The 24,678-nt window shown below is 68.9% G+C and carries 27 protein-coding genes; 15 read left to right on the top strand and 12 right to left on the bottom strand.

The window, feature by feature from the left end:
* Positions 1 to 2: 2 nt before the first annotated feature.
* Genes ACFHNC_RS08545 through ACFHNC_RS08535 form a run of 3 tightly spaced genes read right to left on the bottom strand, consistent with a single transcriptional unit; the run spans position 3 to position 1,985 of the window.
* The gene (locus ACFHNC_RS08545) at positions 3 to 923 is read right to left on the bottom strand and encodes an HpcH/HpaI aldolase/citrate lyase family protein (protein WP_437168800.1); all 921 of its coding nucleotides are present in this window, start codon (positions 921 to 923) and stop codon (positions 3 to 5) included.
* Entirely contained in the window at positions 920 to 1,822 is a 903-nt protein-coding gene (locus ACFHNC_RS08540) for a tyrosine recombinase (RefSeq protein WP_437168799.1), read from the bottom strand. Before ACFHNC_RS08540 ends, ACFHNC_RS08545 begins: the two co-directional genes overlap by 4 nt.
* A gap of 16 nt (positions 1,823 to 1,838) precedes the next feature.
* On the bottom strand, positions 1,839 to 1,985 hold the full coding sequence (locus ACFHNC_RS08535) for a hypothetical protein (protein WP_437168798.1): 147 nt from the start codon (positions 1,983 to 1,985) through the stop codon (positions 1,839 to 1,841).
* Positions 1,986 to 2,034: 49 nt separating this feature from the next.
* Here ACFHNC_RS08535 and aroB point away from each other — a divergent pair, with 49 nt between their 5' ends.
* Together aroB and ACFHNC_RS08525 are read left to right on the top strand one after the other, a co-directional pair.
* On the top strand, positions 2,035 to 3,741 hold the full coding sequence (gene aroB / locus ACFHNC_RS08530) for a 3-dehydroquinate synthase (protein ID WP_437168797.1): 1,707 nt from the start codon (positions 2,035 to 2,037) through the stop codon (positions 3,739 to 3,741).
* A gap of 68 nt (positions 3,742 to 3,809) precedes the next feature.
* Entirely contained in the window at positions 3,810 to 4,394 is a 585-nt protein-coding gene (locus ACFHNC_RS08525) for a DUF2889 domain-containing protein (protein ID WP_437168796.1), read from the top strand.
* A gap of 1 nt (position 4,395) precedes the next feature.
* Here ACFHNC_RS08525 and ACFHNC_RS08520 read toward each other — a convergent pair whose 3' ends face one another.
* Positions 4,396 to 4,677, bottom strand: a complete 282-nt coding sequence (locus ACFHNC_RS08520; RefSeq protein ID WP_437168795.1) for a BolA family protein — start codon at positions 4,675 to 4,677, stop codon at positions 4,396 to 4,398.
* 113 nt (positions 4,678 to 4,790) lie between these two features.
* On the opposite strand from ACFHNC_RS08520, the gene ACFHNC_RS08515 reads away from it, so the two are divergent.
* From ACFHNC_RS08515 to ACFHNC_RS08500, 4 genes are all read left to right on the top strand, one after another.
* The gene (locus tag ACFHNC_RS08515) at positions 4,791 to 5,399 is read left to right on the top strand and encodes a J domain-containing protein (RefSeq protein ID WP_437168794.1); all 609 of its coding nucleotides are present in this window, start codon (positions 4,791 to 4,793) and stop codon (positions 5,397 to 5,399) included.
* 56 nt (positions 5,400 to 5,455) lie between these two features.
* Entirely contained in the window at positions 5,456 to 6,466 is a 1,011-nt protein-coding gene (cobS, locus tag ACFHNC_RS08510) for a cobaltochelatase subunit CobS (RefSeq protein WP_437168939.1), read from the top strand.
* Between the two features lie 107 nt (positions 6,467 to 6,573).
* Positions 6,574 to 8,442 carry a cobaltochelatase subunit CobT gene (gene cobT / locus ACFHNC_RS08505; protein WP_437168793.1) on the top strand — a complete coding sequence of 623 codons (1,869 nt, stop codon included), beginning with the start codon at positions 6,574 to 6,576 and terminating at the stop codon, positions 8,440 to 8,442.
* A gap of 104 nt (positions 8,443 to 8,546) precedes the next feature.
* Positions 8,547 to 9,383, top strand: coding sequence for an esterase-like activity of phytase family protein (locus tag ACFHNC_RS08500; RefSeq protein ID WP_437168792.1), 837 nt, complete (start codon positions 8,547 to 8,549; stop codon positions 9,381 to 9,383).
* Here the strand turns inward: ACFHNC_RS08500 and ACFHNC_RS08495 are convergent, their stop codons facing one another.
* The 4 genes from ACFHNC_RS08495 to ACFHNC_RS08480 all read right to left on the bottom strand — a co-directional run bounded on the left by ACFHNC_RS08495 (position 9,384) and on the right by ACFHNC_RS08480 (position 12,971).
* Positions 9,384 to 10,196 carry a sensor histidine kinase gene (locus tag ACFHNC_RS08495; protein WP_437168791.1) on the bottom strand — a complete coding sequence of 271 codons (813 nt, stop codon included), beginning with the start codon at positions 10,194 to 10,196 and terminating at the stop codon, positions 9,384 to 9,386. It lies immediately after the preceding gene.
* Positions 10,197 to 10,352: 156 nt separating this feature from the next.
* Complete coding sequence (gene rpmB, locus ACFHNC_RS08490; RefSeq protein WP_168051475.1) at positions 10,353 to 10,649, bottom strand: 50S ribosomal protein L28; 297 nt, start codon at positions 10,647 to 10,649, stop codon at positions 10,353 to 10,355.
* A 121-nt stretch (positions 10,650 to 10,770) separates the two neighbouring features.
* Complete coding sequence (locus ACFHNC_RS08485) at positions 10,771 to 11,040, bottom strand: hypothetical protein (protein WP_437168790.1); 270 nt, start codon at positions 11,038 to 11,040, stop codon at positions 10,771 to 10,773.
* A gap of 89 nt (positions 11,041 to 11,129) precedes the next feature.
* Positions 11,130 to 12,971: an ABCB family ABC transporter ATP-binding protein/permease gene (locus tag ACFHNC_RS08480; RefSeq protein ID WP_437168789.1), complete on the bottom strand. Its 1,842-nt coding sequence runs from the start codon at positions 12,969 to 12,971 to the stop codon at positions 11,130 to 11,132.
* A gap of 104 nt (positions 12,972 to 13,075) precedes the next feature.
* On the opposite strand from ACFHNC_RS08480, the gene ACFHNC_RS08475 reads away from it, so the two are divergent.
* On the top strand, positions 13,076 to 13,963 hold the full coding sequence (locus ACFHNC_RS08475; RefSeq protein ID WP_437168788.1) for a DUF4743 domain-containing protein: 888 nt from the start codon (positions 13,076 to 13,078) through the stop codon (positions 13,961 to 13,963).
* Here ACFHNC_RS08475 and ACFHNC_RS08470 read toward each other — a convergent pair.
* Positions 13,951 to 14,388: an Rrf2 family transcriptional regulator gene (locus tag ACFHNC_RS08470; RefSeq protein WP_437168787.1), complete on the bottom strand. Its 438-nt coding sequence runs from the start codon at positions 14,386 to 14,388 to the stop codon at positions 13,951 to 13,953. The genes ACFHNC_RS08475 and ACFHNC_RS08470 overlap by 13 nt on opposite strands.
* Positions 14,389 to 14,473: 85 nt before the next feature.
* Between ACFHNC_RS08470 and ACFHNC_RS08465 the strand changes: the two genes are divergently transcribed.
* On the top strand, positions 14,474 to 14,953 hold the full coding sequence (locus ACFHNC_RS08465; RefSeq protein WP_437168786.1) for an MmcB family DNA repair protein: 480 nt from the start codon (positions 14,474 to 14,476) through the stop codon (positions 14,951 to 14,953).
* Between the two features lies 1 nt (position 14,954).
* Here ACFHNC_RS08465 and rfaE1 read toward each other — a convergent pair whose 3' ends face one another.
* Both rfaE1 and ACFHNC_RS08455 read right to left on the bottom strand, forming a co-directional pair.
* Positions 14,955 to 16,415 (bottom strand): D-glycero-beta-D-manno-heptose-7-phosphate kinase, encoded by a 1,461-nt coding sequence (rfaE1, locus tag ACFHNC_RS08460; RefSeq protein ID WP_437168785.1) that lies wholly within the window; start codon positions 16,413 to 16,415, stop codon positions 14,955 to 14,957.
* Positions 16,416 to 16,528: 113 nt separating this feature from the next.
* Positions 16,529 to 17,272: a metallophosphoesterase gene (locus ACFHNC_RS08455; RefSeq protein WP_437168784.1), complete on the bottom strand. Its 744-nt coding sequence runs from the start codon at positions 17,270 to 17,272 to the stop codon at positions 16,529 to 16,531.
* 65 nt (positions 17,273 to 17,337) lie between these two features.
* On the opposite strand from ACFHNC_RS08455, the gene ACFHNC_RS08450 reads away from it, so the two are divergent.
* The 7 genes from ACFHNC_RS08450 (at position 17,338) to ACFHNC_RS08420 (ending at position 24,056) form a co-directional block, all read left to right on the top strand.
* Positions 17,338 to 18,492 carry a hypothetical protein gene (locus ACFHNC_RS08450; protein WP_437168783.1) on the top strand — a complete coding sequence of 385 codons (1,155 nt, stop codon included), beginning with the start codon at positions 17,338 to 17,340 and terminating at the stop codon, positions 18,490 to 18,492.
* Complete coding sequence (locus ACFHNC_RS08445; RefSeq protein WP_437168782.1) at positions 18,489 to 19,640, top strand: hypothetical protein; 1,152 nt, start codon at positions 18,489 to 18,491, stop codon at positions 19,638 to 19,640. Before ACFHNC_RS08450 ends, ACFHNC_RS08445 begins: the two co-directional genes overlap by 4 nt.
* A gap of 9 nt (positions 19,641 to 19,649) precedes the next feature.
* Positions 19,650 to 20,285 (top strand): histidine phosphatase family protein, encoded by a 636-nt coding sequence (locus ACFHNC_RS08440; protein WP_437168781.1) that lies wholly within the window; start codon positions 19,650 to 19,652, stop codon positions 20,283 to 20,285.
* Positions 20,286 to 20,384: 99 nt separating this feature from the next.
* Positions 20,385 to 21,059: a lipid-binding SYLF domain-containing protein gene (locus ACFHNC_RS08435; protein ID WP_437168780.1), complete on the top strand. Its 675-nt coding sequence runs from the start codon at positions 20,385 to 20,387 to the stop codon at positions 21,057 to 21,059.
* A gap of 147 nt (positions 21,060 to 21,206) precedes the next feature.
* On the top strand, positions 21,207 to 22,124 hold the full coding sequence (locus ACFHNC_RS08430) for a glycosyltransferase family 2 protein (protein ID WP_437168779.1): 918 nt from the start codon (positions 21,207 to 21,209) through the stop codon (positions 22,122 to 22,124).
* 69 nt (positions 22,125 to 22,193) lie between these two features.
* Positions 22,194 to 22,541, top strand: coding sequence for an Hpt domain-containing protein (locus tag ACFHNC_RS08425; protein WP_437168778.1), 348 nt, complete (start codon positions 22,194 to 22,196; stop codon positions 22,539 to 22,541).
* Positions 22,542 to 22,547: 6 nt separating this feature from the next.
* Positions 22,548 to 24,056: a sigma-54-dependent transcriptional regulator gene (locus ACFHNC_RS08420; RefSeq protein ID WP_437168777.1), complete on the top strand. Its 1,509-nt coding sequence runs from the start codon at positions 22,548 to 22,550 to the stop codon at positions 24,054 to 24,056.
* 52 nt (positions 24,057 to 24,108) lie between these two features.
* Here the strand turns inward: ACFHNC_RS08420 and ACFHNC_RS08415 are convergent, their stop codons facing one another.
* A complete protein-coding gene (locus tag ACFHNC_RS08415; protein WP_437168776.1) occupies positions 24,109 to 24,627 on the bottom strand; it encodes an N-acetyltransferase family protein in 519 nt (172 codons plus the stop codon).
* Between the last annotated feature and the right edge of the window lie 51 nt (positions 24,628 to 24,678).

Below are 24,678 nucleotides of genomic sequence, written 5' to 3'. Positions count from 1 at the left end.
GCTCAGGCGGCGCGTTCGGCCTTCGCCACCATGGCTTCCGCCTGGCGAATGGAGGCGATGTCCAGCAACTTGCCGTCCAGCGCCACCGCGGCGCGGCCTTCCAGCCGCCCGGCTTCCATCGCCGCCAGCACGCGCCGCGCCTGGGCGACTTCCTTTTCATCCGGCTGGAAGGCGGCGTTCAGCGCTGCGACCTGGCCGGGGTGGATCGCCATCTTGCCCTCGGCGCCCATCGCGCGGGCCCGGCGGGCGCTGGCTTCCAGGCCCTCGGCATCGCGGAAATCGCCATAGGGGCCGTCGATCGGGCGGAGGCCAGCGGCGCGCGCGGCGGTGATCAGACGGGCGACCGCGAAATGCCAGGGGTCCAGCAGGCCGGCCGGGCTGGCATAATCCGGGTTCAGCCCGCCGATTGCCGTGGTGCGCATGCCCAGGCTGGCGGCCAGGTCCGCCACGCCGAGATGCAGGCTCGCGGTGCGGGGGGAGGCGGTGGCGATGGCCTCGACATGGGCCAAGCCCTTCGCCGTCTCGATCACCAGGCCGAGGCCGACACGGCGGGCGCGGCCGGCACTCGCCTCGATCTGGGTGGCGAGCAGGTCGGCGGCGAAGACCTCCCGCGGGTCGCCCACCTTCGGGATCATCACCACGTCCAGTCGGTCCCCGGCTTCGAGCAGGGCGATCAGGTCCTTGTAGAAATGCGGCGTGTCCTGGCCGTTCACCCGCACCGCCAGGATCTTGCGGCCCCAGTCGATGTCGCGGATCGCGGCGACAGCATTGGCGCGGGCGCGGTCCTTCTCCGCCTCCGGCACGCTGTCTTCCAAATCGAGGAACACGGCATCGGCGGCGCCGGCGGCGGCCTTGGGGAACAGTTCGGGGCGAATCGCTGGGACGGCGAGTTCGCTGCGGTGCGGGCGGGCGAGGGCGGTCATGCGGCGGGCTCCTGGATGGCGAGTGGGTGGTGTTCCTCGACCAGGCGTTGCAGCCGTTCCTCGAGCACCTTGGTGTAGATCTGCGTGGTCGCGATATCGGCATGGCCCAGCAGCATCTGCAGGCTGCGCAGATCCGCGCCATGCGCCAACAGGTGGGAGGCGAAGGAATGGCGCAGCACATGCGGGCTGACCCGCGCCGGGTCCAGCCCCGCGGCCAGCGCCGCATCCTTCAAGACCAGGCCAATGGTCTGGCGGGTGACATGGCCGCCGGCGGCGCGGGAGGGGAACAGCCAGCGGGATTTCCGCTCCGGCTCCGGCTTGGCGGCCGCGGCGGCCAGCACCGCGTCGCGCGCGCGGGCGGAGATCGGCACCAGCCTTTCCTTGTTGCCCTTGCCGCGCACGGTGACCAGCGGCTGGTCGGGGCGCAGCGCATTGGCGGGCAGGGCGACCAACTCGCTCACGCGCAGGCCGCTGCTGTAGAGCAATTCGATCAGCGCCAGGGCGAAGGAGCCGCGGGGGCCGGGCAGGCGAGCGGCGCCGTCCAGCAGTGCGGCAAGCTCGGCCTCGGCCAATGGCTTGGGCAGACTGGCGGGCAGGCGCGGGCTTTGCTGCAATTCGGTCGGGTCGTCCTTGCGCAGACCCTCCTGCACCAGGAAGCGAAAGAACTGGCGCAGGGCGGAAAGCCGGCGGGCGGCGGTGCGCGCCGACAGGCCGGCATCGGAAACGGCGCGGAGGTAGCTCTGGATGGTGGCGGCATCCGCCGTTAGAGAGGAAATGCCTCGCGGAGTGCAGAATTCGGCGAAATCCGCCAGATCCGCGGCATAGGCGGCCAGCGTGTTGCGCGCGGCGCCACGTTCCGCGGCCAGCATCTCCAGGAAGGCTTCGCCGTGGCGGTCCATCTGGCTTTTGCTGCGGTCAGCGCGTTCCGAAGCGGTCCGCCGGCACCACGCGCTCTACCGGCTCCGGCGTCACGGAGGGCGGGAAGGCGCCGATCCCGAGCAGGCCGATCCCCAGCAGCGCAGCGGCCAGGGCGAGCAGCAGCAGGAGGGGATTTCGGAACATCGTGGGGGCGGATCCTCGTGCGCGTTCCGGTGTGCTAGCCTTCACCACCGTGTCACGCAACACCGCCTTTCCGGCCTGGCCCACGCCGGACGCCCCCTCGCCCGAACCGGCGAACCCCACCCCGCCACGCCGCAGCGTGGTATTGGTGGGCATGCCCGGCTGCGGCAAATCCTCCATCGGGCGGCGCCTGGCGACGAAGCTCGGCCTGCCCTTCGTGGACGCAGATACCGAGATCGAGCTGGCCGCCGGCCTGCCCATCACGGAAATCTTCACGCGGTATGGGGAGCCGCATTTTCGCGATGGGGAACGCCGGGTGATCGCGCGCCTGCTGGCCGGGCCGCCGCTGGTCCTGGCCACCGGCGGCGGCGCCTTCACAGATGCGCGAACCCGCCGCGCCGTGGCCGATTCGGGCGCGCTCGCCCTTTGGCTGCGCTGCACGCTGCCGGTGCTGCTGCGCCGCGTGGCGGGGCGGGAACATCGGCCGCTGTTTCTCAACCGGGACCCGCGCGAGGTGCTGGAACGCCTGATGATCGAGCGCCACCCCACCTTCGCAGAGGCGAAAATCATCGTGGATTGCACCGACGAGCCGCCGGAGACCACCACGCGCCGGGTTATGGAGGCCTTGGACGCGCATCGGGAGCCGGCGCGGATGAAGGTGCGCCTCGCGGAACGCAGCTACGATATCCTGGTGGGTGAGGGTCTGCTGGCCCGGGCCGGCGCGCTGCTGGCGCCCGTGCTGCCGGCGCGGCGCGTGGTGGTGGTGACTGATTCCAGCGTGGCGCCGCTGCATCTGCCCACCCTGCTGGGAGGGTTGGCGGAGGCGGGCATCGTGGTAGTTACAACCATCGCGGTGCCGCCGGGCGAGGCCAGCAAATCCTTCGCCCAACTGGAGCGGGTGGTGGAGGCGACGCTGGCCGCGGGGGCGGACCGGCGCACCGCGGTGCTGGCACTGGGTGGCGGCGTGGTGGGTGACCTGGCGGGCTTCGCCGCGGCGGTGGCGTTGCGCGGGCTGCCCTTCATCCAGGTGCCCACCTCGCTGCTGGCGCAGGTGGACAGTTCGGTGGGTGGCAAGACCGGGATCAATCTTGGCCTGGGAAAGAATCTGGTCGGCGCTTTCCATCAGCCGCTGCTGGTGCTGGCCGATACCGGCGTGCTGGCGACGCTGCCGCCGAGGGAGCTGCGCGCCGGCTATGCGGAGGTGGCCAAGCACGGGCTGTTGCAGGGCGCGTTGTGGGATTGGTGCGAGGCGGAGGGTGCGCGAGCGGTGGCCGGAGACCCGGCGGCGCTGGCCCATGCGGTGCTGGAATCCTGCCGCCTCAAGGCCGGCGTGGTGGCGGCGGATGAGCGGGAGGAGAGTGCGGAGGGTGGCCGAGCCCTGCTCAACCTCGGCCACACCTTCGGCCATGCCTTCGAGGCCGAGTGCGGCTATAGCGGCACGCTGCTGCATGGGGAGGCGGTGGCGGTAGGGCTTTGTCTGGCCGCGTCGCTCTCGGCCCGGATGGGCTTCTGTTCACAGGAATTACCGGGGCGGGTGATCTCCCACCTGCAAGCCTGCGGCTTGCCGGCGCGTATCGCGGATCTGCCGCGTGGCTTCTCCGCGGAGCGGCTGATGGCGCGGATGCGCAAGGACAAGAAGGTCCGCGACGGGGCGATGCGCTTCGTGCTGCTGCGTGCGCCAGGGGATACCTTCACCACGGCCGAGGTGCCGCCCGGCACCGTGGCCACCCTTCTGCGGGATGAGGGGGCCGGGGAGTAGCCTTCCCGGTTGGGCAGGTGCATGCCATAGCACCACATCGCACCGCACCATCCGGGGGTTCCTGCCCGATGCCGCTTTCCGAGCCCGAGGTTCCGCGCGTTCCGCTGCACCGCCGCCAGATCACCATGGACGGCTACCACCGGACCGACGGGCTGTTCGACATCGAGGCGCACCTCGTCGATACCAAATCCTACCCCTTCGACAACATGGACCGCGGCACCATCGCACCGGGGGAGGCGCTGCATGGCATGTGGGTGCGGCTGACGGTGGACGAGTCCATGGTGATCCGCGCCTGCGAGGCGGTGTCCGACTTCACCCCCTATGAAGTCTGCCCGAAGGTGGCGGCGAATTTCGCCTCGCTGGCTGGCGTCTCCATCGGGCCGGGCTTCAACCGGGCGGTGAAGGACCGGGTCGGCGGCGTGCTGGGCTGCACCCACCTGCGGGAGGTGATGGCCCAGATGGCGACGGTGGCCTACCAGACCATCGCGCCCTGGAAGTGGCGGCGCGAACGGGCGGCGCGGGAGGCGGCGATTGCCGCTGGCGACGTGACCGCCGCGCCGCCGCCGCGGCGCCTGCCGATCGGCAGTTGCTATGCCTATGCCGAGGATAGCCCCGTGGTGCAGCGGCACCGAGAGGGTGGCGGCGCGGAGTAGACTACCCCTTCGCAGCCTCATCCGGCGTCAGCAGGCGGAGCGACAGGGCATGCAGCCCGGCCTCGAACTCCGCTGCCACAGCCTCATGCGCGGCGCGGGACCGGGCGACACGGGACTGGCCGGCGAAGGCGGGGCTCACCACCCGCACCGAATAATGCGTCTCTCCACCCGGCCGGGCGCCGGCGTGCCCGGCATGCTGGGCGCTGTCATCCTGCACCGTGACCTCGGCCGGGGCGAAGGCCTGCTGCAGGCTGGTTTGAATGCGGGTGGCGCGGTCGGACATGAATACTCCTTTGATATGGGCGGTATTGTGGGCTTCGCCATGGCCGAATCCGGCATGGCTCCGTTTCGTGCCCGCGCCTTGCGCGGTTGGGACCCCGCGACCATAACCGGCACATGGCGCGACGTGGCGACCGTATCGGAACAATGACTGCGGAGCCGGAGGCGCCTGTGCGCCCCTGCGAGTCCCCCGGTTGCCCGGAACCCGGCGCCTTTCGCGCGCCGCGCGATCGCAAATCCCTGAACGAATATCGCTGGTTCTGCCTGGAACATGTGCGGGCCTACAACCGCGCCTGGGACTATTACAAGGGCATGTCCCCAGGCGAGATCGAACGGCATTTGCGAGAAGATAGCGGCTGGCAGCGCCCCACCTGGCCGTTGGGCCGCCTCGGTGGCGCCAACCCCTTCGACCCCGAGGTGCTGCGCGACCCACTGGGCGTGCTGGGCGCCACGCCGCTGCATGCCCAACGCCGCCCGAAGCAGCCACGACCGGATGAGCCGCCGCCTGAACTCCGCGCCGCGCTGGACGTTCTGGGCCTTGTCTGGCCGGTGGATTCCCTGGCGCTGCGTTCGCGTTACAAAGAACTCGCCAAGCGCTTCCACCCCGACGCCAATGGCGGGGATCGTCAGGCGGAGGAACGGTTGAAGGACATTAACCGCGCCTACAGCCTGGTTCGTCGCAAGCTTCCGGGCAAAGCCACGCCCGCACCCGCACCTGCCGGGTAGCCGCGCCCGTTCTGGCGCCTTAGGATTATGATCGAATGTCACAGCCGGACCGACAGATGAACAAGGCCGCCAGCCTCGCCGAGACCAGCCCCACCTCCGCCATCGACATGCCGGATACGAAAGTCGCAGTACGCGACGTCTTCGGCTTTGAAAGCGACATGGTGGTGCCGGCCTATAGCCGCCGCACTGAACATGTGCCGGAGGTGGACAGCACCTACCGCTTCGACCGCGACACGACGCTCGCCATCCTGGCCGGCTTCGCCTTCAACCGGCGCGTCATGGTCCAGGGCTATCACGGCACTGGCAAGTCGACGCATATCGAGCAGGTGGCGGCGCGGCTGAACTGGCCCTGCATCCGGGTGAACCTGGACAGCCACATTTCCCGAATCGATCTGATCGGGAAAGACGCGATTGTGCTCAAGGATGGGAAGCAGATTACGGAATTCCGTGAAGGCATCCTGCCCTGGGCCTTGCAGCATCCCTGCGCCCTGGTCTTCGACGAATACGATGCCGGCCGCCCGGATGTGATGTTCGTGATCCAGCGCGTGCTGGAAGTGGAGGGCAAGCTCACCTTGCTCGACCAGAACAAGGTGATCCGCCCGCACCCGATGTTTCGTCTCTTTGCCACCGCCAACACTGTTGGCCTGGGCGACACGACGGGCCTGTACCACGGCACGCAGCAGATCAACCAAGGGCAGATGGACCGCTGGAACATCGTCGCCACGCTGAACTACCTGCCGCATGCGCAGGAGACGTCGATCGTCATGGCCAAGCTCGGCTGGGACGAGAAGGACGCGAAGATGAAGCGGCAGACGGAAGCCATGGTGGCGCTGGCCGACCTGACACGGGCCGGCTTCATCGCCGGCGACATCTCCACCGTCATGTCGCCGCGCACCGTCATCACCTGGGCCGAGAATGCCCGGATCTTCGGTGACCTCGGCTTTGCCTTCCGCATGACCTTCCTGAACAAGTGCGACGAGGCGGAGCGCGGCACGGTGGCCGAGTACTACCAGCGCTGCTTCAATGAGGAACTGTCCTCCGGCAGCCTGCTGCGTAAGGCAGGCTAAACGCGGATTGCCATGGGGCGGCGGGGCTTGAACCCGCCGCCCGCCGCGCCCGGGGTACGGGCCAGATGCGCGCCCGGGGTCCGGGCTTAGATGACGGATCACGACCGATGAGCGGCAAGCCCGACCAGACGCGCCAGGAAGAATTCAAGCGGGCCACCGCCGGCGCTGTGCGCGCCATCGCGCGCCAGCCGGAAGTGCAGGTCGCCTACCAGCCCGGCCCCTCCGGCCTTGCCGGCAAGCGCGCCCGCCTGCCGCTACCGACTCGCGCGCTGCCACCTTCCGAGATGGCCAAGCTGCGCGGTGCGGCGGATGCCATCGCGCTGAAGCTGCGCCACCATGATGAAGGCGTGCACGCCAACCGTATTCCCGCCCGCCGTGAAGCTCGGGAAGTGTTCGACGCGCTGGAGGATGTGCGGGTCGAGGTGGTGGGCAGCCAGCATATGGCCGGCGTCGCCGCCAACCTCCGCGCCCGGCTTTCCGACCAGTGCGAGTCGGAAGGCTATGATCGCATGACGCGGAAGGACCAGTTGCCGCTCGCGGCCGCGCTGGGCCTGCTGGCGCGCGAAAGGCTGTCTGGCGAACCGGCGCCCGAAGCGGCGCAGCGTGTGCTGGATATGTGGCGGGACACGCTCGGCGAATCGGCCGAGACGGCCCTGGCCGAAATGGCGGAGCGCAGCACCGACCAGGACGCCTTCGGGCGCGCCGCGCGCAAGCTGCTGGCCGCCCTCGACCTGGCCGAGGCGGAGGTGGAGACCGAGGCCGAGCAGGATGAGGAGGAAGGCGAGGGCGGCGAAACCTCCTCTCAGCAGGACCAGTCCGGCGAGGGTGAATCCCAGGCCCAGGACACCGAGAGCATGCTCGGCGCCCAGCCCGAGACCATGCAAGGCGACGCCGCCGAGGATGACAGTCAGGAGGGCGAGGAGGAAGGCGCTGCCGCCGAGGGCGATGACCGCCCGGGCGGTCCGCAGCAGCGCAAGGAGGTGCCGGCGACGGATGACGCCTCGCTGTACCGCGCCTTCAACAAATCCTTCGACGAGGTGGTGGAAGCGGACGACCTCTGTGACGCGGACGAGCTGGCCCGCCTTCGCCAGCAACTCGACCAGCAGCTTTCGCATCTGCAGGGCGTGGTTTCCAAACTGGCCAACCGGCTGCAGCGCCGGCTGATGGCGCAGCAGCAGCGCGCATGGGAATTCGACCTGGAGGAGGGAATCCTGGACGTCGCGCGGCTGGCGCGCGTCGTGGTGAACCCGATGCAGTCGCTGTCCTATAAGAAGGAGCGCGAGGCGGATTTCCGCGATACGGTGGTGACGCTGCTGATCGACAACTCCGGTTCGATGCGCGGCCGGCCGATCACGGTGGCCGCCATGTGCTGCGACATCCTGGCCCGCACGTTGGAACGGTGTTCGGTGAAGGTCGAGATCCTGGGCTTCACCACCCGCGCCTGGAAGGGCGGCCAGTCCCGCGAGCGGTGGGTGCAGGAGGGCAAGCCGCGCAATCCGGGCCGGCTGAACGACCTGCGCCACGTTGTCTACAAATCTGCCGACGCCCCCTGGCGCCGCGCCCGCAAGAACCTCGGCCTGATGCTGCGCGAGGGGCTTCTGAAGGAGAACATCGACGGCGAGGCGCTGGAATGGGCCTACAGGCGCCTGCTGACCCGCACTGAGCATCGCCGCATCCTGATGGTGATCTCGGATGGCGCACCGGTGGATGACAGCACGCTCTCGGTGAACCCCGGTAACTACCTGGAGCGCCACCTCCGCAAGGTGATCGGCGAGATCGAGGGGCGGGAGGCGGTGGAGCTGATCGCCATCGGCATCGGCCACGACGTCACCCGCTACTACCGCCGCGCCGTCACCATCGTGGATGCCGAGGAGCTGGGCGGCACCATGATGAAGAAGCTGGCCGAGCTGTTCGACGAGGACGCGGCACTGGCCTGGCAGCGGGCGAGCCGAGAGCGCGCACCGCTGGTCGCCTGACCACCCGCCGCGGCCTTCTCGCCACCGCGCTGGCCACCCTGCCGGGCTGCGCCGGTGGGGCGGAGCGTGCCGCGTTCAGCCTGCCGCTTGACCTGCCGGATCCGGTGCCGGGCGACCTGCGGCTGCTTGGTGGCCTGCAGATCAATACCGGCGTGCTCGGCTTTGGTGGGCTTTCCGGGCTGCACATGACCTCGGAGCTGATGCTGACGGCGATCAGCGATCTGGGCCACTTCGTGGAAATGGCGCTGACGCTGGACGAAGATTGGCGCCCGCGCCGGCTGGACCTGGTCCGATCCGGGCCACTTCGCAACACGCGCGGGCAGCCGGTCACCGCAACCTGGCGTGATGCGGAAGCGCTGGCGCGGTTGCCGGACGGATCCTGGCTGATCGGCTTTGAACGAAGGCACCGGATTCAGCGCCACCGGCGGCTGGATGGGCCGGGCGAGCTGGTGTTGGCGCCGCCTGGCCTGGAGCGTTCCCCCCGCAATGCCGCGCTGGAATCGCTCGCGGTGCTGCCTGACGGGCGCTGGCTTGCCCTTTCGGAGGGGCTCGCCGCGCCGCAGGGCGGCCGCATGGGCTGGATCGGCCAGCCGTGCCAGTGGCGCAGCTTCGGCTACCTTCCGGCCGCCGGTCATGTCCCAGTCGATGCCGCCGCCATGCCGGATGGCGGGTTCCTGGTGCTGGAGCGATCCTTCGGCCTGCTTGCCGGATTCGCCGGCCGCCTGGTGCGGCTTTCGCCCGCGGTGTTGCGCGCGGCTGCCGCTGGCGGGGTGATCGAGGGCGAACCGCTCATGGATCTGGTCCCGCCACTGCCCACAGACAATTACGAGGGTGTGGCGGTGACGGAGCGGGAAGGGCGGGTGCTGGTGGCGCTGGTGTCGGATGACAATGAGAGCATCTGGCAGCGCAGCCTGCTGTTGCTGTTCGAGATGCCGCTTTGATCAGGCGGCATCCAGCAGTCGCGAACGCGGCAGGGTGAGCCAGGCCCGCGCACCGATCCCCGGTGCGCTTTCCAGCCGGATCTCACCGCCATGCGCGGCGGCCAGGGATCGCGCCAGGGTCAGGCCGAGGTCTAGGCCCCTTGTGCCATTGGCGGTGCTGAACCCCAGACCGGGTCCGCTGCTTGCGGCCTCCGTGACGAGGTCCTGGGCTGGCAGGCCATCCCCCTCATCCTCCACCACGATCGCCATCGTCTCACTGCCCAGCATGTGGCGCAGGGCCACCACATCGCCGTCCCGGGAATGCCGGGCTGCGCGGCGGAGCAGGGCGGCGAGGGCGCCTTCCAGCGCCCGGCTGTCGGCCCGGACCCGGAGACCGCGCAGTTCCGGCTCGATCTTCCAATGGCGCCGCCCGGGGCGAAGCTGGGCCGCTACGCTTGCCACGGCGGCATCGATGACCGGCCCAATAAGGGCTGGCGTTTCATGCAGGGCGCGCGGGCAGGGTTCGGTGGCAAAATCGGCCAGGTCATCGGCGAGGCGGAGCAACTGCTTCGCGACCGCTTGGGTTTGGCTGTCTTCACGGGGGAGCGCCACGGCGCCGGGTTGCGGCTCCGACGTTTGCGCCATTAGCGCCAGGCCCGGTCCACGCAATTCCTGCGCAGCCAGCGAAAGGCAACGTCCTCGCGCCGCCGCCAGCCTTTCGGCGGAGGCGACGCGATCGCGCGCATTCCGAAGGGCCGCCCGGGTCCGGATCGCCAGGGCGATCAGGATCAAGGTGAAGGTCAGGGCAACGGCGAGGGTCGACTCGGTCCACATCGCCGAGAGATTGGCGTAGGACTGTTGCCTTGTGGTTAAGGCGACCGATTTGGCGGCTTAACCCACTCGATTTTGTGCCAATGGCACCCGCGATGTAACCCGCCTTAAGTCAACCGTAGAGCGCGGCACCGCCATAGGCAGGCCGCACTGGGCAGATCAGGCCGCGGCCTTCTTGTCCCGCGCCCGCACCAGGCGCCGCTTGAGGACCAGCGCCTCCACCGGCAGGCGGCGATCCGGCGTGCCAAGCAGGAAGGAGTCGAGGCCCCCATTATGCTCAACCGTGCGGATGCCGTTCACCGACAGGCGCATGCGAACGGGCGTGCCGAGGATGTCGGAGAAGAACGACGTCTCCTGCATGTTCGGCAGAAAACGCCGGCGCGTCTTGTTATTGGCGTGGCTGACGTTGTTACCCGTCAGCACGCCCTTGCCGGTGATACCGCAGCGGCGGGCCATGACTAATTCATCCCGAAAAGCACACGCACGGGTCCTGGGCCGAGTGGTCCAGGCAGCCGCGCGCGGAGGTGGTCCGGAGCCGGGGCGTATCGCGGATAAGCCCCATCCCGTCAAGCCTTGGTCAGGTATTCGCAGCCGGCTCGGCTTCCGCCGCGCGCCGCATCTCGGCCAACTCGCCGCCCTCGACCGAGGCCAGGGCGCTTTTCAGCACGCCAGCGACGGACCGGTCATCCATGCTGCGCGCCAGCATGCCGAGGGAGCCGCCCAGCAGGGCGGACGCGATGGAGATCGGCGCGATGCCCTGCTCGATCATGTACTCTATCGCCTTGTCCACCACGGAACCGGCGTGGCTGAGATCTTCCGGGGCCACGCCCTGGGGGTCGAACTGCATAGGTGGCCTCCCTTACAATGAACGGACATAGGCAGGCGGGCGCGGCATGGAAACCCCCGCCGCCCATCCAGTGGGCCTGCTGGCGGGGGTCAAGCGGGCAGCTCCGCCGCGGCCTGGGCCGCCGCCGCCGCTTCCGCCGCCGCCACGGCTTCGGACTGGCGGCGCCACATGGCGGCATACAGACCATCGGCCGCGATCAAGGCCGCATGCGGCCCGCGCTCGGCCACCTGGCCCTCCTGCAGCACCAGGATTTCATCCGCCTCCACCACGGTGGATAGCCGGTGCGCGATGACCAGCGTGGTGCGGCCGCGAGCTGCATCGCGGAGCGCTGCCTGGATGTCCTGTTCCGTGCGCGTGTCGAGTGCGCTGGTGGCTTCGTCCAGGATGACGATGCGGGGGTTCTTCAACAGGGTGCGGGCGATGGCGACCCGCTGTTTTTCCCCGCCCGAGAGCTTCAGGCCACGTTCGCCGACCTTGGTGTCGTAGCCATCCGGCAGGCGCACCACGAAATCATGCACCTGCGCGGCGCGGGCTGCGGCCTCCACTTCCTCCTGGGTTGCGCCGGGGCGGCCATAGGCGATGTTGTAGCGGATGGTGTCGTTGAACAGCACGGTGTCCTGCGGCACCACGCCGATGGCGGCACGAACGCTGTCCTGCTGCACGTCGCGCACATCCTGCCCATCAATCAGCACGCGGCCGCCCGTGGTGTCGTAGAAGCGGAACAGCAAACGGCTGATGGTGGATTTGCCGGCGCCGGTCGGGCCGACGATGGCGAGTGTCTGGCCCGGCGGCACGGTGAAGCTGACGCCCTTCAGGATCTCCCGGTCCGGGCGGTAGCCGAAGCGCACATCCTCGAACCGCACCTCGCCGCCGGTGGCGACCAAAGCGTGGGCCGCGGGGGCGTCGGCGATCTCGCGATCCTGCTTCATCAAGGTGAACATCGCCTCCATGTCCACCAGCCCCTGCTTGATCTCGCGGTAGGCAAAGCCGAGGATATTCAGCGGCTGAAACAGCTGGATCATGTAGGTATTGACCAGCACGAAGTCGCCTACCGACATCCCGCCCTGGGAAACGCGCCCAGCGGCCATCATCATGACCACCGTAAGGCCTATGGCGATAACCGTCTGTTGGCCGAAATTCAGCCCGTTCAGGCTGATTTCGGACCGGACATAGGCGCGTTCATAGCGTTCCAGGCTGGCATCGTAGCGGCGCGCCTCATGCGTCTCATTGCCGAAATACTTCACCGTCTCGAAGTTCAGCAGGCTGTCCACGGCCCGGGTGTTGGCCTCCGTGTCCGTGTCGTTCATCGCCCGGCGCAAGCGCAGGCGCCATTCGGTGAACATCAGGGTGAAGGCAATGTAGATGCCGACCGTTACGATGATGACGGCGCTGAAGGTAAAGTCGAACATCCCCCACAGGATCAGCGCAACCAGAACAATCTCGAAGATGGTCGGGACGATGTTGAACAGCAGGAAGTCCAGCACGAAGGTCATGCCGCGCGTGCCGCGCTCCAGCACGCGGGACAGGCCGCCGGTCTGCCGGTCCAGGTGGAAGCGGAGCGACAGGGCGTGCAGGTGGCGGAACACCTGCAGCGCGATGCGGCGGGAGGCGCGGCCCTGCACCTTCACGAAGATGGCGTCGCGGGCCTCGTTGAAGGCGCTGCTGGTCAAGCGCAGCAGTCCATAGGCCAGGACCAGGGCGATCGGAACCGCGGCGATGGTCGCGGCCGGGCCAGCCGTGGGGGCCAGCGCATCGACGGCGCGAGCGAAGGCGATGGGAACCACCACATTGGCCGCCTTGGCGAAGACCAGCAGCACCAAGCTGACCACCACGCGAAGGCGGAGTTCAAATTCACCCTTAGGCCATAGATAGGGCACGAGCGTTAGCAGCGTTCGCAGATGACCGCGCTCGCGGGTTTGATCGGTTTGCACGGGAAGCTCCGGAGCCTTGTTGCCCTCAAGGTGGGGCTTTCCAGTCGCGGCGCAAACAGCCCTCCGGGCTTCCGTGGCATGCGTGGAGCGCGCTACAGGGGCGCATGACCCCGGCCAGCCCCAGACCCGATCCCGATTGGCCCGCCTTCGAGCGGCATGTCGCTGCCTGCAACAACATCGCCTCCCCGGCCAATCTCATCCGCTTTCGCATCGGGGAGGAGCAGGTGGGGTGGGTGGGGGTAGATCTGGCGCGAGCGCTGGCCTTCTACCCTCGGGATTTCCACTTCGACGGCCGGGGCGTCGCGCTGTCCAGCCGCCTGCGTGCGCCTGGCGCTCGGAGCCAAGCGTTGGCCGCGGTGGTCCGGGGCTTGGCCGGGCGCGGTCATCTAACCCTGCGGCAGGAGAATTTTGACGTCCGCCCAAGCCCGGAGGATCCGGTCCTCGCCCAGCTCGACCGCGGCGCGATGCCGGCCTTCGGCGTCATGTCGCAGGGGGTCCATGTCAATGGCTTCGTCCGCCGCGCCGATGGCCTGCATGTCTGGGTGGGTCTGCGATCGCGCAACAAATCCGTCGCGCCGGGCCAGCTCGACAATCTGGTGGCGGGCGGCGTCCCCGCCGGGCTTTCGGTTGCCGAGACAATGGTGAAGGAGGCGGCGGAGGAGGCCTCCATCCCGCCCGAACTCGCCGGACAGGCCCGGCCCGTCGGGCGGGTGTCCTATGTGATGGCGACGCCTGAAGGCCTGCGGCGGGATGTGCTGCACTGCCACGACCTGGAACTGCCGGAGGGCTTCGTGCCCCGGCCGAATGACAATGAGGTGGAACGCTTCGAGCTCTGGCCGGCCGCGCAGCTGCTTGCCGAGGTGCGCGATCGGGGCCAGGTCAAATTCAACGTGAACCTGGTCCTGATCGACTTCTTTCTGCGGCACGGGCTGCTTGATGCTTCGGCGCCCGAAGCGGCGTCCCTGCGCGCGGGGCTCGATCAGGTCGCCTGAGCGTCTGCCGGCTGACGCAATTGCTGGCACAGATCTTCCAGGGTGGTGGCGGCCAGATCCGCCTCCATCGCCGCTTCCGCCGAATCAAAGGCGCGGCGGAGCAGGCCGGGAATGGCCGGGGCGGGGCTGGTCTCGGCGCGGGCGGGGCCGCGATGAACCGGCAACAGGGGCAGGCCCTTGCGGCGCATCGCCTGCCAGACCTGACCGAGCGTGATGCTGTCCGGCGCCTTGGCCAGCTCCGCGCCGCCCGGACCGCGGCGGATGCGGATGAGGCCGGCCCTGGCCAATTGACCAGCCAAGCGGCGAATCACCACGGGGTTGGTGCCGACGCTTTCCGCGAGGCGGCCGCTGGTGAGCTGGCCGCCTGGCGCATTGGCCAGCAACAGGAGGATATGCACAGCAACTGCGAAGCGTGTGGCGACCATAATTCCTACACGCGCGGCGAAGCGATTGGTTCCGCAATGTGCAACGCAGTTGACCTTTTGGCGAACACAAGGCGAACATGACGCCATGTCCCAGGCAATCGCTACGACCACGCCCGAACGCACCCTGTCCGTGTGCCGAGCCGCGGCCCGCTTCTGCGCCCAGCGCGGCTGGGCTCCGCTGAGAGAAATGCCGCTGCCAAATGGGCGGCGCGCCGACATCCTGGCGCTGCTACCCGATGGCGGGTTCGCGGTGGTGGAGGTGAAGTCCTGCGCGCGGGATTTCCTCAGCGATGGGAAATGGCCGGAGTACCGGGCCTTCTGCGACCGGCTGTATTTCGCCGTCGATCTCGACTTCCCCGAAGTCCTGCTGCCGCCGGAGGTCGGCCTGATGGTGGCGGATGGGCCGGATGCCTCCCTGGTCCGGGAAGCCGCGGCGCATCCACTGGCCCCCGCACGGCGCCGCGCACTTCTGCATCGCTACGCCACGGTGGCGGCGGGGCGGCTGGCGGCGATCCAGGATCCGGCCGGGCAGTCCGAGATCAGGTCCGCCCTGCGGGTGGAGTAGATCAGCCGCGGATGCGGGCGACGGTGGCCGTGGTGCTCTGGCCAGGCAGAAGGGCTGCAAGGCGCACCTGCCCGCCCCAATCGGTCACCAGATCGGCGCCGACCACCTTGTCCACGGTGTAGTCAGCGCCCTTCACCAGAATTTCCGGCCGCAGCAGACGCAGCAATTCGAGGGGCGTGTCCTCCTCGAACACTGTGACCAGATCCACAGAGGCCAGGGAGGCGAGCACGGCGGCGCGGGCGGCCTCGCCCTGGATCGGCCGGGTTTCGCCCTTCAGGCGCTTCACGCTGGAATCCGCGTTCATCCCGACCACGAGGCGGTCGCACCAGGACCGTGCCTGTTCCAGTAGGTGGACATGGCCAGGGTGCAGAAGGTCGAAGCAGCCATTGGTGAAGCCGATGCGCCAGCCACGCCGACGCCAGCGCTCCACCTGTTCCTGCGCCTGGGCGCGCGATACGACCTTTCGCAGGGCGCCCCGTTCCGGCGTCAGCGCCTCTAGCAGGTCGCTCTCGCGCGCCACGGCGGTGCCGACTTTGCCAACCACGATGCCTGCACCAATATTTGCCAGCCGCGCGGACACCAGCGCGGACAACCCGGCCGCAAGGCCTGCCGCGACGACCGCCACCACCGTGTCCCCAGCGCCGGAGACATCGTGTACCTCAGGGGCTTCCGCGGGGAAGTGACGCACGCCCTCGGCGGCCACCAGGGTCATGCCGTCCTCGCTGCGGGTTACCAGCACGGCGCCGAATCCGTGATCCGCCCGCAAACGCTCAGCTGCGGCAACCAGGGCGGCTTCCGTGTCCACCGGCATGCCGGTCGCCAGCTTCAGCTCGGCGCGGTTGGGGGTGATGAGGTCGGCGCCGGCATACCGCGCGTAATCGATGCCCTTGGGGTCAACCACCACACGCCGCCCGGCGCCGCGCGCGGCGGCAATCAGGCGCTGGGCGGTGTCACCGGAGAGTACACCCTTGTTGTAGTCGGACAAGACCATCACCGTGGTCGCGGCCACGGCATCGGCGGCAATCCGCACCAGGCGTTCCGCCAGGCGCGGATGGATCGGGCCGGGCATCTCGTGATCGGCCCGCAGCAATTGCTGACCGGCAGCGATGAAGCGTGTCTTGGTGGTGGTGGCGCGTCCGCCCTGCACCAGAAGCCAGGGCTCCACATTCGGCTGGCCGCCGATCAGACCAGTCAGGTCACTGCCCGCCTGATCGTCACCCACCACCGATACGAAGGCGACCGCCACGCCTAGCGCCGTGAGGTTGCGGACCACGTTGCCGGCCCCGCCGGGCATCGCGACTTCCCGCTCGACCGCCAGGACGGCGACGGGGGCTTCCGGACTGACCCGTTCAACCTGCCCATAGACGTAACGATCCAACATGGCGTCGCCGACAACAAGAACCGAGGCGCGCTTGAGGAGGCGCACCGCCTCGGTCAGTTCGCCGACCGGGATTTCTGGCATGGGTAGATCGGCGGGCGCGGGGCCTTGCATCCTGCTGGCGTAGCGCAAACGCCGCGCTCGGTGCAAGGCACGCTGGCGGTGCGCGTCCCGAAAGCAGCGCCGGAAAACGGCCCTCAGGCACGCAGGAAACCAATCTGGTTCGTTTCGAACACGCCGCAGGTCAGGTCCCCGCCCATAACCGCGCCGGTGTCGAGGCCAACCCTGTGTGGGCGGATCTCCGGGCCGGGCGCTGGGGTGTGCCCGTGCACAACAACAGCCGGTAGCGCCCCGCGCCAGGACAGGAAGGGCTCCCGGATCCAGAGCAGGTCCGCATCATCCTGCCTGTCCAGCGCGCGGTCAGGTCGGATGCCCGCGTGAACGAACAGATAGCCACCTGCAGCGAAGCTGGTGCGGCAGGCGTGCAGCAGTTGGAGATGTACCGTCGGGATCCGCGCCCAGCTCTCCGGCTTGCGGGGCGATGCGCCGTAGCTTTCCAGGGTCGGGCCCGCGCCATTGAGCAGCCAGAGCGAGACGGCCTCCGTTGCCGCTCCCTGGGCCAATGCATCCAGCATCATGCGGTCGTGGTTGCCCATCAGGTTCACCATGGGCAGGCCCGGTATCGGCTGCGCCAGCCGGGCCAGCACGCCGGCGCTGTCGGGGCCGCGATCGACATAGTCCCCCAGATGAAGCAGCAGAGGCTGGGCGATCGGGCGCGCCGCCAGGTCTGCGATGATCATTCCGTGCAGATCGGCCAGCCGCGCAAAACAGCCATGGGTATCACCGATCGCGTATATCCGCTTGCCCGCCGGGAGCGAGCCGGGCGCCGGCGCCAGTGAGAACGCTGTGGACGTTGCGCCGATTAATTGTCTGGTAGCCATTGCGAGTGGACTGTAGCCGGGCCGGGGGCGCCGTCGCCATCCCGATCCTCGCGGTCTCACGCAACATGTCCGAAGGTTCCAACTCAACCACCGCGGCCGCAGCCGCCGGCTTTCAGACGCCGCTGCTCGCCGTGATGCGGGAGGCGCTGCGCAACCCCATGGGTCGGGTGGCGCTACGGGTCCCGGCGATGCCGCCGCACCGGCGTCGTGTGGCCCGCGCGCTACTGCAGGAAGGCGCGCTTGCCGCGGGCGGGGTGGTGCTGGATGGACCAAATGAAGAATTGCTTCTGATCGGCGCCGAAGCTGGCCGGGCGGTGCGGCTTCGTGGGCTGATCGACCGGCTGATCGGAAGCCAGGTCACCGGACTCTGGTCGCTGGAGCGGGATGCTGCGGCGCTGCAGGCCTATGCGACCGCGGCGGAGGCCGGGGCGCCTGGCCCAACTGGCACCGGCCCGGCCTTGGCCTGCCTCGACGCGTGGTTGCGTGCCCTGCCGCTGGAGCGGGTGGTGCGACGGGTCACCGGGATGCGCCTGGATCCCTCGGGCGGCCCGGCTAGGCCCGCCTTCCTGCGTCTCTCGATTGGGCGCCAGCCATTGGCCTGCCTGCTCGGCGGCCTGGGCCGCGATGCAGATCTGCTCGATCACGCAACGCGTACCCTGGCAGCAAGGCTGCTGATCGCAATTGGAGATCCGTCGCAGCGGCGGGAACTGATGGGCAGTTCGCTGCCGGGGCCGCTTCATCTGCCCGTGCCGCCGGCGCCGCTGAGTGGCCGTGGCGACGGCGGCAGCGGAGGCGGGCGCGGTGCGCTGGTGGCGACGCTGGGGCTGGAGATGGCCGCCAATCCGGCCGCCCTGCAAGCTCGGCGGGAAAGCCTGGCCCTGCAAGGGTGGGCGCTGGAGCTTGAGGGAATCGACGCCGCTGCGCTCCGCCTACTGGCGATCGAGGCGCTGCCGGCTGATTGGCTTCGCATCACCTGGTCTCCGGCCCTGGCGGCGCCAGCCGCCATGTCGGCACTGCGCCGGGCCGACCCCGGGCGTATCATTCTTGCCGGGGTGTGTGATGACGTGGCCCTGGATTGGGCCGGGAATTGTGGGCTGCGCCTGCTTGAGGGGCCCGCCGCCGAGGCCGGGCCGGGGCTTCAGGTTGCACTGCCGGTCTCGGCGGCGCTCAGCGCGGCCAACTTCCAGCCGGCAGCCGCACCGGCCCGGCCCGCCGCATGAGGGTCGAGATCGACGGCGACCGGCGCCCGGGCGGGGTCCGCGCCGCCGCCGAGCTGGCAACGCTGGTCCGGGAAAGCGTCGCCGCGAATGCGGTGCGGGAGGTGCTGCACCTTCGCCTGTCCGGCCTCGGACCCGCGGCGCGCCGGCCACATCACCAGCGGCTGCTGCGCGATGCGCTGGAGCCGGTTCTCGCCGCGGCGCGCACCCGTGTCTTCGACCTGCCCAACGGCGATGTGGTGGCGGTTTCCGCCCCGCCGGGTCTGGTGCTGGAGACCGCCCGCCTCGCGCTGCTGCGGACGCTGGATGCCGCGGCCGGCGAGGCAGTGCAGGCCATGCGATTGCCGGCCGGGGCCGCGCAGTTGCTGGCGATCACCGCCGAAAGCCTGGGTATGGGGCAGATCGACGAGGCACCCCGGGTGGTGGCGGATGCCAGCCCCATCAACAGCTTCGACCTGGCCATGGCCGAGCGGGCGCTGGCACAGGCGGATCTGGAGGCGATGACGATCGCGCAGGGCGTCTGCCGACTTGACCCCGAGGGGGAACCTGCGGAGTCGCTTTGGGAGGATCGGCGCCTCGCCTGGGGCAGCCTGGCGGAGGCCGTGCTGCCGGGCGTCGATATCGGGAGCTGCTCCGCCCTCCAGCGGCGGCTGGCGCGCTTGGCGGAGCTACGGATGTTGGCCGAGATTGGGCGGCCGGCGGTGCAACTCGCCTGGCGCCGCGTTGGCCTGGCGGTGGTGCCGGCCACGCTGGCGACACCGGCCTTTCAGCGATTTGACAGCAGCCTGCCATCCGGGCGGCGACAGGACATCACGCTGGCTTTCAGACCTGCGGATATCCTGGCGGACCCGGCCGGGTTCATCACCGCGCGTGACACGGCGCGGGGTCGCGGGTACCGGACGGCGCTGGATGACGCACCACCCGAATTGCTCGCGGTCCTGCCGCCGGAGCGTCTGGAACTGGATTTTCTGCGGCTGCGCTGGTCGGCCGACCTGCCGGTGGCAACGCCGGCCTGCCTCGACCGGGCTTTGCTGCGGCCGGAGCAGGTGGTCCTGGTCGGCGTCGATCGTCCTGCCGCCATCGCCTGGGGGTGGGAAGTCGGGATCCGCGTCTTCCAGGGTGCTCTGGTGGAGCGTCGGCGCTCCGGCTAGACCGGGGCCGTGCAGATCACCCGGTTGTTTCTTGTCCGTCATGCGCTGGTGGAGCCCTCCGCCCGCGCCGTCGTCTACGGCAGCATGGATGTTGCCCTATGCGAGCTCGCCTTGCGGCAGGAGGCCGCGGCCTATCGCTGGCTGGCGGCGCGGCTGCCGGAGGGTGCGCGCTGGGTCGTGACGCCACTCTCCCGCACCCGCGCCACCGCGGCCGCCATCTTTGCGGCCGGCTACGCGCCGACGCCGCTGGTGGTGGAGCCGGATCTCGCGGAACAAAATCTGGGCGAATGGCAGGGCTTGTCGCACGAACGCTTCGCAGCCCTGATCCGCCACCCGCCGCACCCCTTCTGGCCCCATGCGGCGGAGGAGAAGCCGCCGGGAGGCGAATCCTTTGCCGAGGTGGTGGAGCGGGTCTCGGCGGTGCTGGACCGGCTGGTGCAGGACACGCCGGGCCGCGACATCGTGATCGTCGCGCATGGCGGCTCGATTCGTGCGGCGATCGCACAGGCGATGGGGCTGAGCCCACACCAGGCGCTGATCTTCTCGGTCCGGAACCTGTCCATGACCCGGCTGGAGCGGCACGGAGCGGATTGGCGCGTGGCCGCGGTGAATGAAGAGCCCTTCACCCTGCCCGCCACGGAATAGGGCTCCGGCGCCCTGTCGCTTCGCCTTGGACACCCGAGTCGCAGGCATGTAGAGTGTTCCCCGACATAGGGTTGCGGGGGGCTTTTCATGTTCCGTGGGATGATGCTTGCCATCGGGCTGCTGTTCTCCCTGCCGGTGGTGTCCCTGCCGGCGGTCGCGCAGCAGGAAGAACAGGCGCTGGTCGACCGCGCGACGCTTGCGGTGCAGGAATTGATGAGCACCGGCGATATGACGGCCGATGCGATCGGCTTCCTGCAACGGGCGCGGGCGGTCATGGTCTGCCCGCGCGTCTTCCGCGCCGGCTTCATCCTGGGCGGGGAGGGCGGGTCCTGCGTCCTGGTCGGCCGGGACGGCGCCGGGTCCTGGTCATCGCCCGCTTTCTATGGCCTCGCGTCCGGCAGCATCGGCCTGCAGATCGGCGTGCAGGATGCCATGGTGGCCATGATGATCATGAGCGATCGTGGGCTTCAGGCGATCATGGACAGCCAGTTCAAGGTCGGTGCGGACGCCTCGCTCGTCTTCGCCACCATCGGCGGTGGAATCCAGGGCAGCACCACGGCGGCCGCGGGCGCCGATATCGTGGCGATTGCCAAGTCGCGGGGCCTGTTTGCCGGAGTGTCCCTGTCCGGGTCGGTGCTGTCCTACCGGCCGAACTCCGCACGCGCCTATTACGGACGCGACCATGCCGCGCGGCAGATCGTGGTGGCGATGGAGGCGCATAATCCGGGCGCCGACCCGCTGCGCGCCATGCTGCTGCGCTACGGCGCCCGCTGACCAAAGCGGCACCGCCTCAGGATTCGCAAAATGCGATGCAGGTTGCCGGTACGCCGCATGCAGTGAGGACCTCATGGCGACCCCATTCCTGGTCGCCCGATGCAAATCGAGAGGTCCGTCTTGCACCCCCAGCCCCGGCTCAGTGTCGTGATCCCCGCCCGCAACGCCTTGCGTTGGCTGCCGGGTGCGATCGCCTCGCTTGGCGCTTCAAACGAGATCGAAATCCTGGCTGTCGATGACGGATCCCAGGATGGGACGGGCGGCTACCTCCGCGGCATCGCGGCCTACGATCGTCGGGTGCGGCCCCTGGCCACGACCGCGGCCGGGCCGGCGGCGGCGCGCAACGCCGGTCTTGCGGCGGCACAGGCGCCGCTGGTTGCCTTTCTCGACGCCGATGACAGATGGCGGCGTGGCAAGATGACTGCGCAGATGGAGCTGCACCGGCTGTACCCCGATATCGGCTTCTCCTTCACCGAGCATCGCCGCTTCGCCGAAGACGGCACCGAGCTTGCCACGGGCTTTGGCCGCTGCCGGGCCTTTGTCGCGCGCCATAGCATGCGGCGTGAGGCCTTCATCCTGGACCGGGACGCCCAGGCGGTCATCTATGCGGAGCCGGTGGTGGCGACCTCCACCGTCATGGCCCGCACCGCGCTGCTGCGTGCCGTAGGCGGCTTCAACGAGCAACTGCAGCGCGCCGAGGATTGGGACCTTTGGTTGCATCTCGCGGCCTGCGCGCCCGCTGGCTGTCTGCCGCGCAGCCTGGCGGATCGGCTGGTGCGCGCGGTGGATCCGGATGGCTCCGAGGGCCAGGCGCGGCGCACCGCGCGCCGCCGCGTTGCGGATGCCTATGCCCCGCCGGTCAGCCGGTTGGATGCGGACGCCGTGCAGCAGTGCAGGACCAGCCATCTGGCACTGGAGGCCGATTGTGCGGCGCTGGCTGGGCTTCGTGTCCAGGCCGCACTTCTGCGGCTTTCGGCCTTTGCCCAGCAGCCGAGCAGCACGATGGCGCGTGCCGCGGCCCGTGACTTGTTCGGCCTCCGGGCCCTGGACCAGCGGGTGCAGTAGGGGCGGTCTCGATGCCTTCGAAACGCCGCACGCGTTGACCGGATTGCCCTGCAATGCGAGAAATAGACCGTGAGCGCAATTGACCCGGAAATCGCTGGACAGCTTGCGTCGGACCTACCGCGCGAGGATTTCGTGCGAATCCTGCGGACGTTCGAGGACGACCTGGGGCGGCTGGCGCGGCTTTTGGAAGAGGCCGTCGCTGCTGGCGATGAGGAAGGTTACAGGCGGTCGGCGCACAGCCTTGCCGGCGCAGCCGCCGCCGTAGGCGCGCGGCGCCTGGAGCAGGTTGCGCGGATCGCCATGGATCATCGCAACGCCGCCGACCCGCGTGCCTTGGCGCTTCAGGTCAGGCAGGAAGCAGCCCAGGCGCTGGCCGAACTGTCCGCCTTGGCGGAGCACCCGCCCGGGGCGAGCTAGCGCCGCATGGCCGCGTCCGCGGCTCGGGTCCTGATTGTCGAGGATACACCGACGCAGGCCGAAGTCGCTGGGGCCTTGTTGCGGACACTCGGCCTGGAAACCCGGGTCGCGGAAACTGGCGCACAAGCAGTCCAGATCGCTCAGGCCTGGCGCCCGGATGCCATCCTCATGGATCTGGAACTGCCGGATTTCTCCGGATTCGAGACCATGCGCCGGCTTCGTGCCGAGGGCGTGGAGGCAGCTATCATCGTCGTCACCGCGCATGGCAGCGTGAACCATGCGGTGGAGGCGATGCGCGAGGGTGCCGTTGACTTCATCGTCAAGCCCTACGCCAAGGCGCGCCTGACGGTGACGCTGCAGAACGCGCTGGAGAAGCGCGCATTGGCGACCGAGTTGCGGGAGGCAAAGGCACAGCTTGGTCGCGATCGCTTCTTTGGCTTCATCGGCGCCTCGGCGGCCATGCAGGCCGTCTACCGGACGATCGATAGCGTTGCAGCGAGCAAGGCCAGCGTCTTCATCACCGGGGAAAGTGGTACCGGAAAGGAACTCGCGGCGGACGCGATTCATCGGGCCAGCCCGCGTAGGGACAGGGCCTTCATCACCCTGAACTGTGGCGCCATCCCGCGGGACCTTCTGGAGTCCGAGATATTCGGCCATGTGAAGGGGGCGTTCACCGGCGCCACGGACAGCCGTGCCGGCGCCGCGAAACTCGCTGATGGCGGCACCCTGTTCCTCGACGAGATTGGCGAAATGCCGCTCGAAATGCAGGTCAAGCTGTTGCGATTCGTGCAGACCGGCACCTTCCAACCGGTAGGCGCCTCCCGCCCAGAAAAGGTGGATGTTCGCATCGTATCGGCGACCAATCGCGATCCGTGGGTTGAGGTCGAGACGGGGCGGTTTCGGGAGGATCTGTATTATCGCCTCTATGTGGTGCCGCTGCACCTTCCGCCGCTGCGTGAGCGCGGCGAAGACAGGCTGCTGATCGCACGTCATTTCCTGGCCGCTTTCGCGCGGGAGGAAGGGAAGCGCCTGCGCGGCTGCGCTTGGGAGGTGGAGCAGGTGCTTCGCGCCTACTCCTGGCCTGGGAATGTGCGGCAGTTGCAGAATGTGGTTCGCAACATCGCGGTGCTGCACGATGGCGATCGGGTGGAACTGTCCATGCTGCCCCCGATGCTGCTGCGCGGCGCGGCGGGACCGGCTGCCGCAGTGCCGGACCCCGCTGGCCCCCCACCCACTGAACCCGATGCGCGGCTGGCCGTGCCGATGGAGCCGCCCCTGCCCACGCTGACCCCACCCGCTCAGATGTTCGCGTCTTACGAGACGGTACCCTTGGCGCCCCCGCAGCAGACGGAGGCATTCCAGCCGCTGGCAGAGGTCGAGAAACGGCACATCCTAGCAGCACTCGACCGCGTGGCGCAGGACGTGCCGCGGGCGGCCGCGCTACTCGGGGTCAACCCTTCGACGATCTACCGCAAATTGCAGATCTGGCGGGGGGACGCCGCCGGGCAGGCTTGAAGATCCAGTTGGGGCATCGTCAGGCATCTGCCAATCCGGTGACGATGGGCTCTCAGAGCGGCGAGGTGCGATCGCCGTCACCCAGCGCGCGCTGCATAAAGACCACATCCACCCAGCGGCCGAACTTCAACCCGGCTGCCTTGAGCACGCCTGCTTGCCGGAAGCCGAGTGAGACGTGCAGGCCGATGGAGCCGACATTCTCGGAATCGCCGATTACCGCCAGCATCTGCCTGAAGCCGCAATCTGTGGCGCGGCGCAGCAGGATTTCGACCAGGGCCTTGCCGACGCCCTGGCCACGGACATCATCCCGGACATAGATCGAATTCTCGGCGCAGAAACGGTAGGCCGAGCGATCCCGGAACTGGTTGAAGTAGGCGTAGCCGATCACCACGCCGTCCTGCTCCGCCACCAGCCAGGTCCAGCCGGCATCCTGAACCTTGGCGATGCGCTGCGCCATTTCCTCCAGGCCCGGCGGTTCCTCCTCGAAGGTGCCGGTGCCGACCTTCACGTGATGGGCGTAGATCGCAGTGATGGCGGGAAGATCGGCCGCGATTGCGTCACGGATCAGCATGGGTAAGGGTCCCGGAGGCGGCGCCAAGCTTCAGCGATAGGCTGACGCGGA

It is taken from the genome of Falsiroseomonas sp. E2-1-a4, assembly GCF_051433165.1.
In the GTDB taxonomy this organism is placed as follows: Bacteria; Pseudomonadota; Alphaproteobacteria; order Acetobacterales; family Acetobacteraceae; genus Falsiroseomonas.
This window is presented reverse-complemented; position numbering and strand designations above follow the sequence as displayed.

Coding starts and splice junctions, on each gene's coding strand:
- ACFHNC_RS08545 (WP_437168800.1), bottom strand. CDS start 923: ATGACCGCCCTCGCCCGCCCGCACCGCAGCGAACTCGCCGTCCCAGCG.
- ACFHNC_RS08540 (WP_437168799.1), bottom strand. CDS start 1,822: ATGGACCGCCACGGCGAAGCCTTCCTGGAGATGCTGGCCGCGGAACGT.
- ACFHNC_RS08535 (WP_437168798.1), bottom strand. CDS start 1,985: ATGTTCCGAAATCCCCTCCTGCTGCTGCTCGCCCTGGCCGCTGCGCTG.
- ACFHNC_RS08525 (WP_437168796.1), top strand. CDS start 3,810: ATGCCGCTTTCCGAGCCCGAGGTTCCGCGCGTTCCGCTGCACCGCCGC.
- ACFHNC_RS08520 (WP_437168795.1), bottom strand. CDS start 4,677: ATGTCCGACCGCGCCACCCGCATTCAAACCAGCCTGCAGCAGGCCTTC.
- ACFHNC_RS08515 (WP_437168794.1), top strand. CDS start 4,791: ATGGCGCGACGTGGCGACCGTATCGGAACAATGACTGCGGAGCCGGAG.
- cobS (WP_437168939.1), top strand. CDS start 5,456: ATGAACAAGGCCGCCAGCCTCGCCGAGACCAGCCCCACCTCCGCCATC.
- cobT (WP_437168793.1), top strand. CDS start 6,574: ATGAGCGGCAAGCCCGACCAGACGCGCCAGGAAGAATTCAAGCGGGCC.
- ACFHNC_RS08495 (WP_437168791.1), bottom strand. CDS start 10,196: ATGTGGACCGAGTCGACCCTCGCCGTTGCCCTGACCTTCACCTTGATC.
- rpmB (WP_168051475.1), bottom strand. CDS start 10,649: ATGGCCCGCCGCTGCGGTATCACCGGCAAGGGCGTGCTGACGGGTAAC.
- ACFHNC_RS08485 (WP_437168790.1), bottom strand. CDS start 11,040: ATGCAGTTCGACCCCCAGGGCGTGGCCCCGGAAGATCTCAGCCACGCC.
- ACFHNC_RS08475 (WP_437168788.1), top strand. CDS start 13,076: ATGACCCCGGCCAGCCCCAGACCCGATCCCGATTGGCCCGCCTTCGAG.
- ACFHNC_RS08470 (WP_437168787.1), bottom strand. CDS start 14,388: ATGGTCGCCACACGCTTCGCAGTTGCTGTGCATATCCTCCTGTTGCTG.
- ACFHNC_RS08465 (WP_437168786.1), top strand. CDS start 14,474: ATGTCCCAGGCAATCGCTACGACCACGCCCGAACGCACCCTGTCCGTG.
- rfaE1 (WP_437168785.1), bottom strand. CDS start 16,415: ATGCCAGAAATCCCGGTCGGCGAACTGACCGAGGCGGTGCGCCTCCTC.
- ACFHNC_RS08455 (WP_437168784.1), bottom strand. CDS start 17,272: ATGGCTACCAGACAATTAATCGGCGCAACGTCCACAGCGTTCTCACTG.
- ACFHNC_RS08450 (WP_437168783.1), top strand. CDS start 17,338: ATGTCCGAAGGTTCCAACTCAACCACCGCGGCCGCAGCCGCCGGCTTT.
- ACFHNC_RS08445 (WP_437168782.1), top strand. CDS start 18,489: ATGAGGGTCGAGATCGACGGCGACCGGCGCCCGGGCGGGGTCCGCGCC.
- ACFHNC_RS08435 (WP_437168780.1), top strand. CDS start 20,385: ATGATGCTTGCCATCGGGCTGCTGTTCTCCCTGCCGGTGGTGTCCCTG.
- ACFHNC_RS08420 (WP_437168777.1), top strand. CDS start 22,548: ATGGCCGCGTCCGCGGCTCGGGTCCTGATTGTCGAGGATACACCGACG.
- ACFHNC_RS08415 (WP_437168776.1), bottom strand. CDS start 24,627: ATGCTGATCCGTGACGCAATCGCGGCCGATCTTCCCGCCATCACTGCG.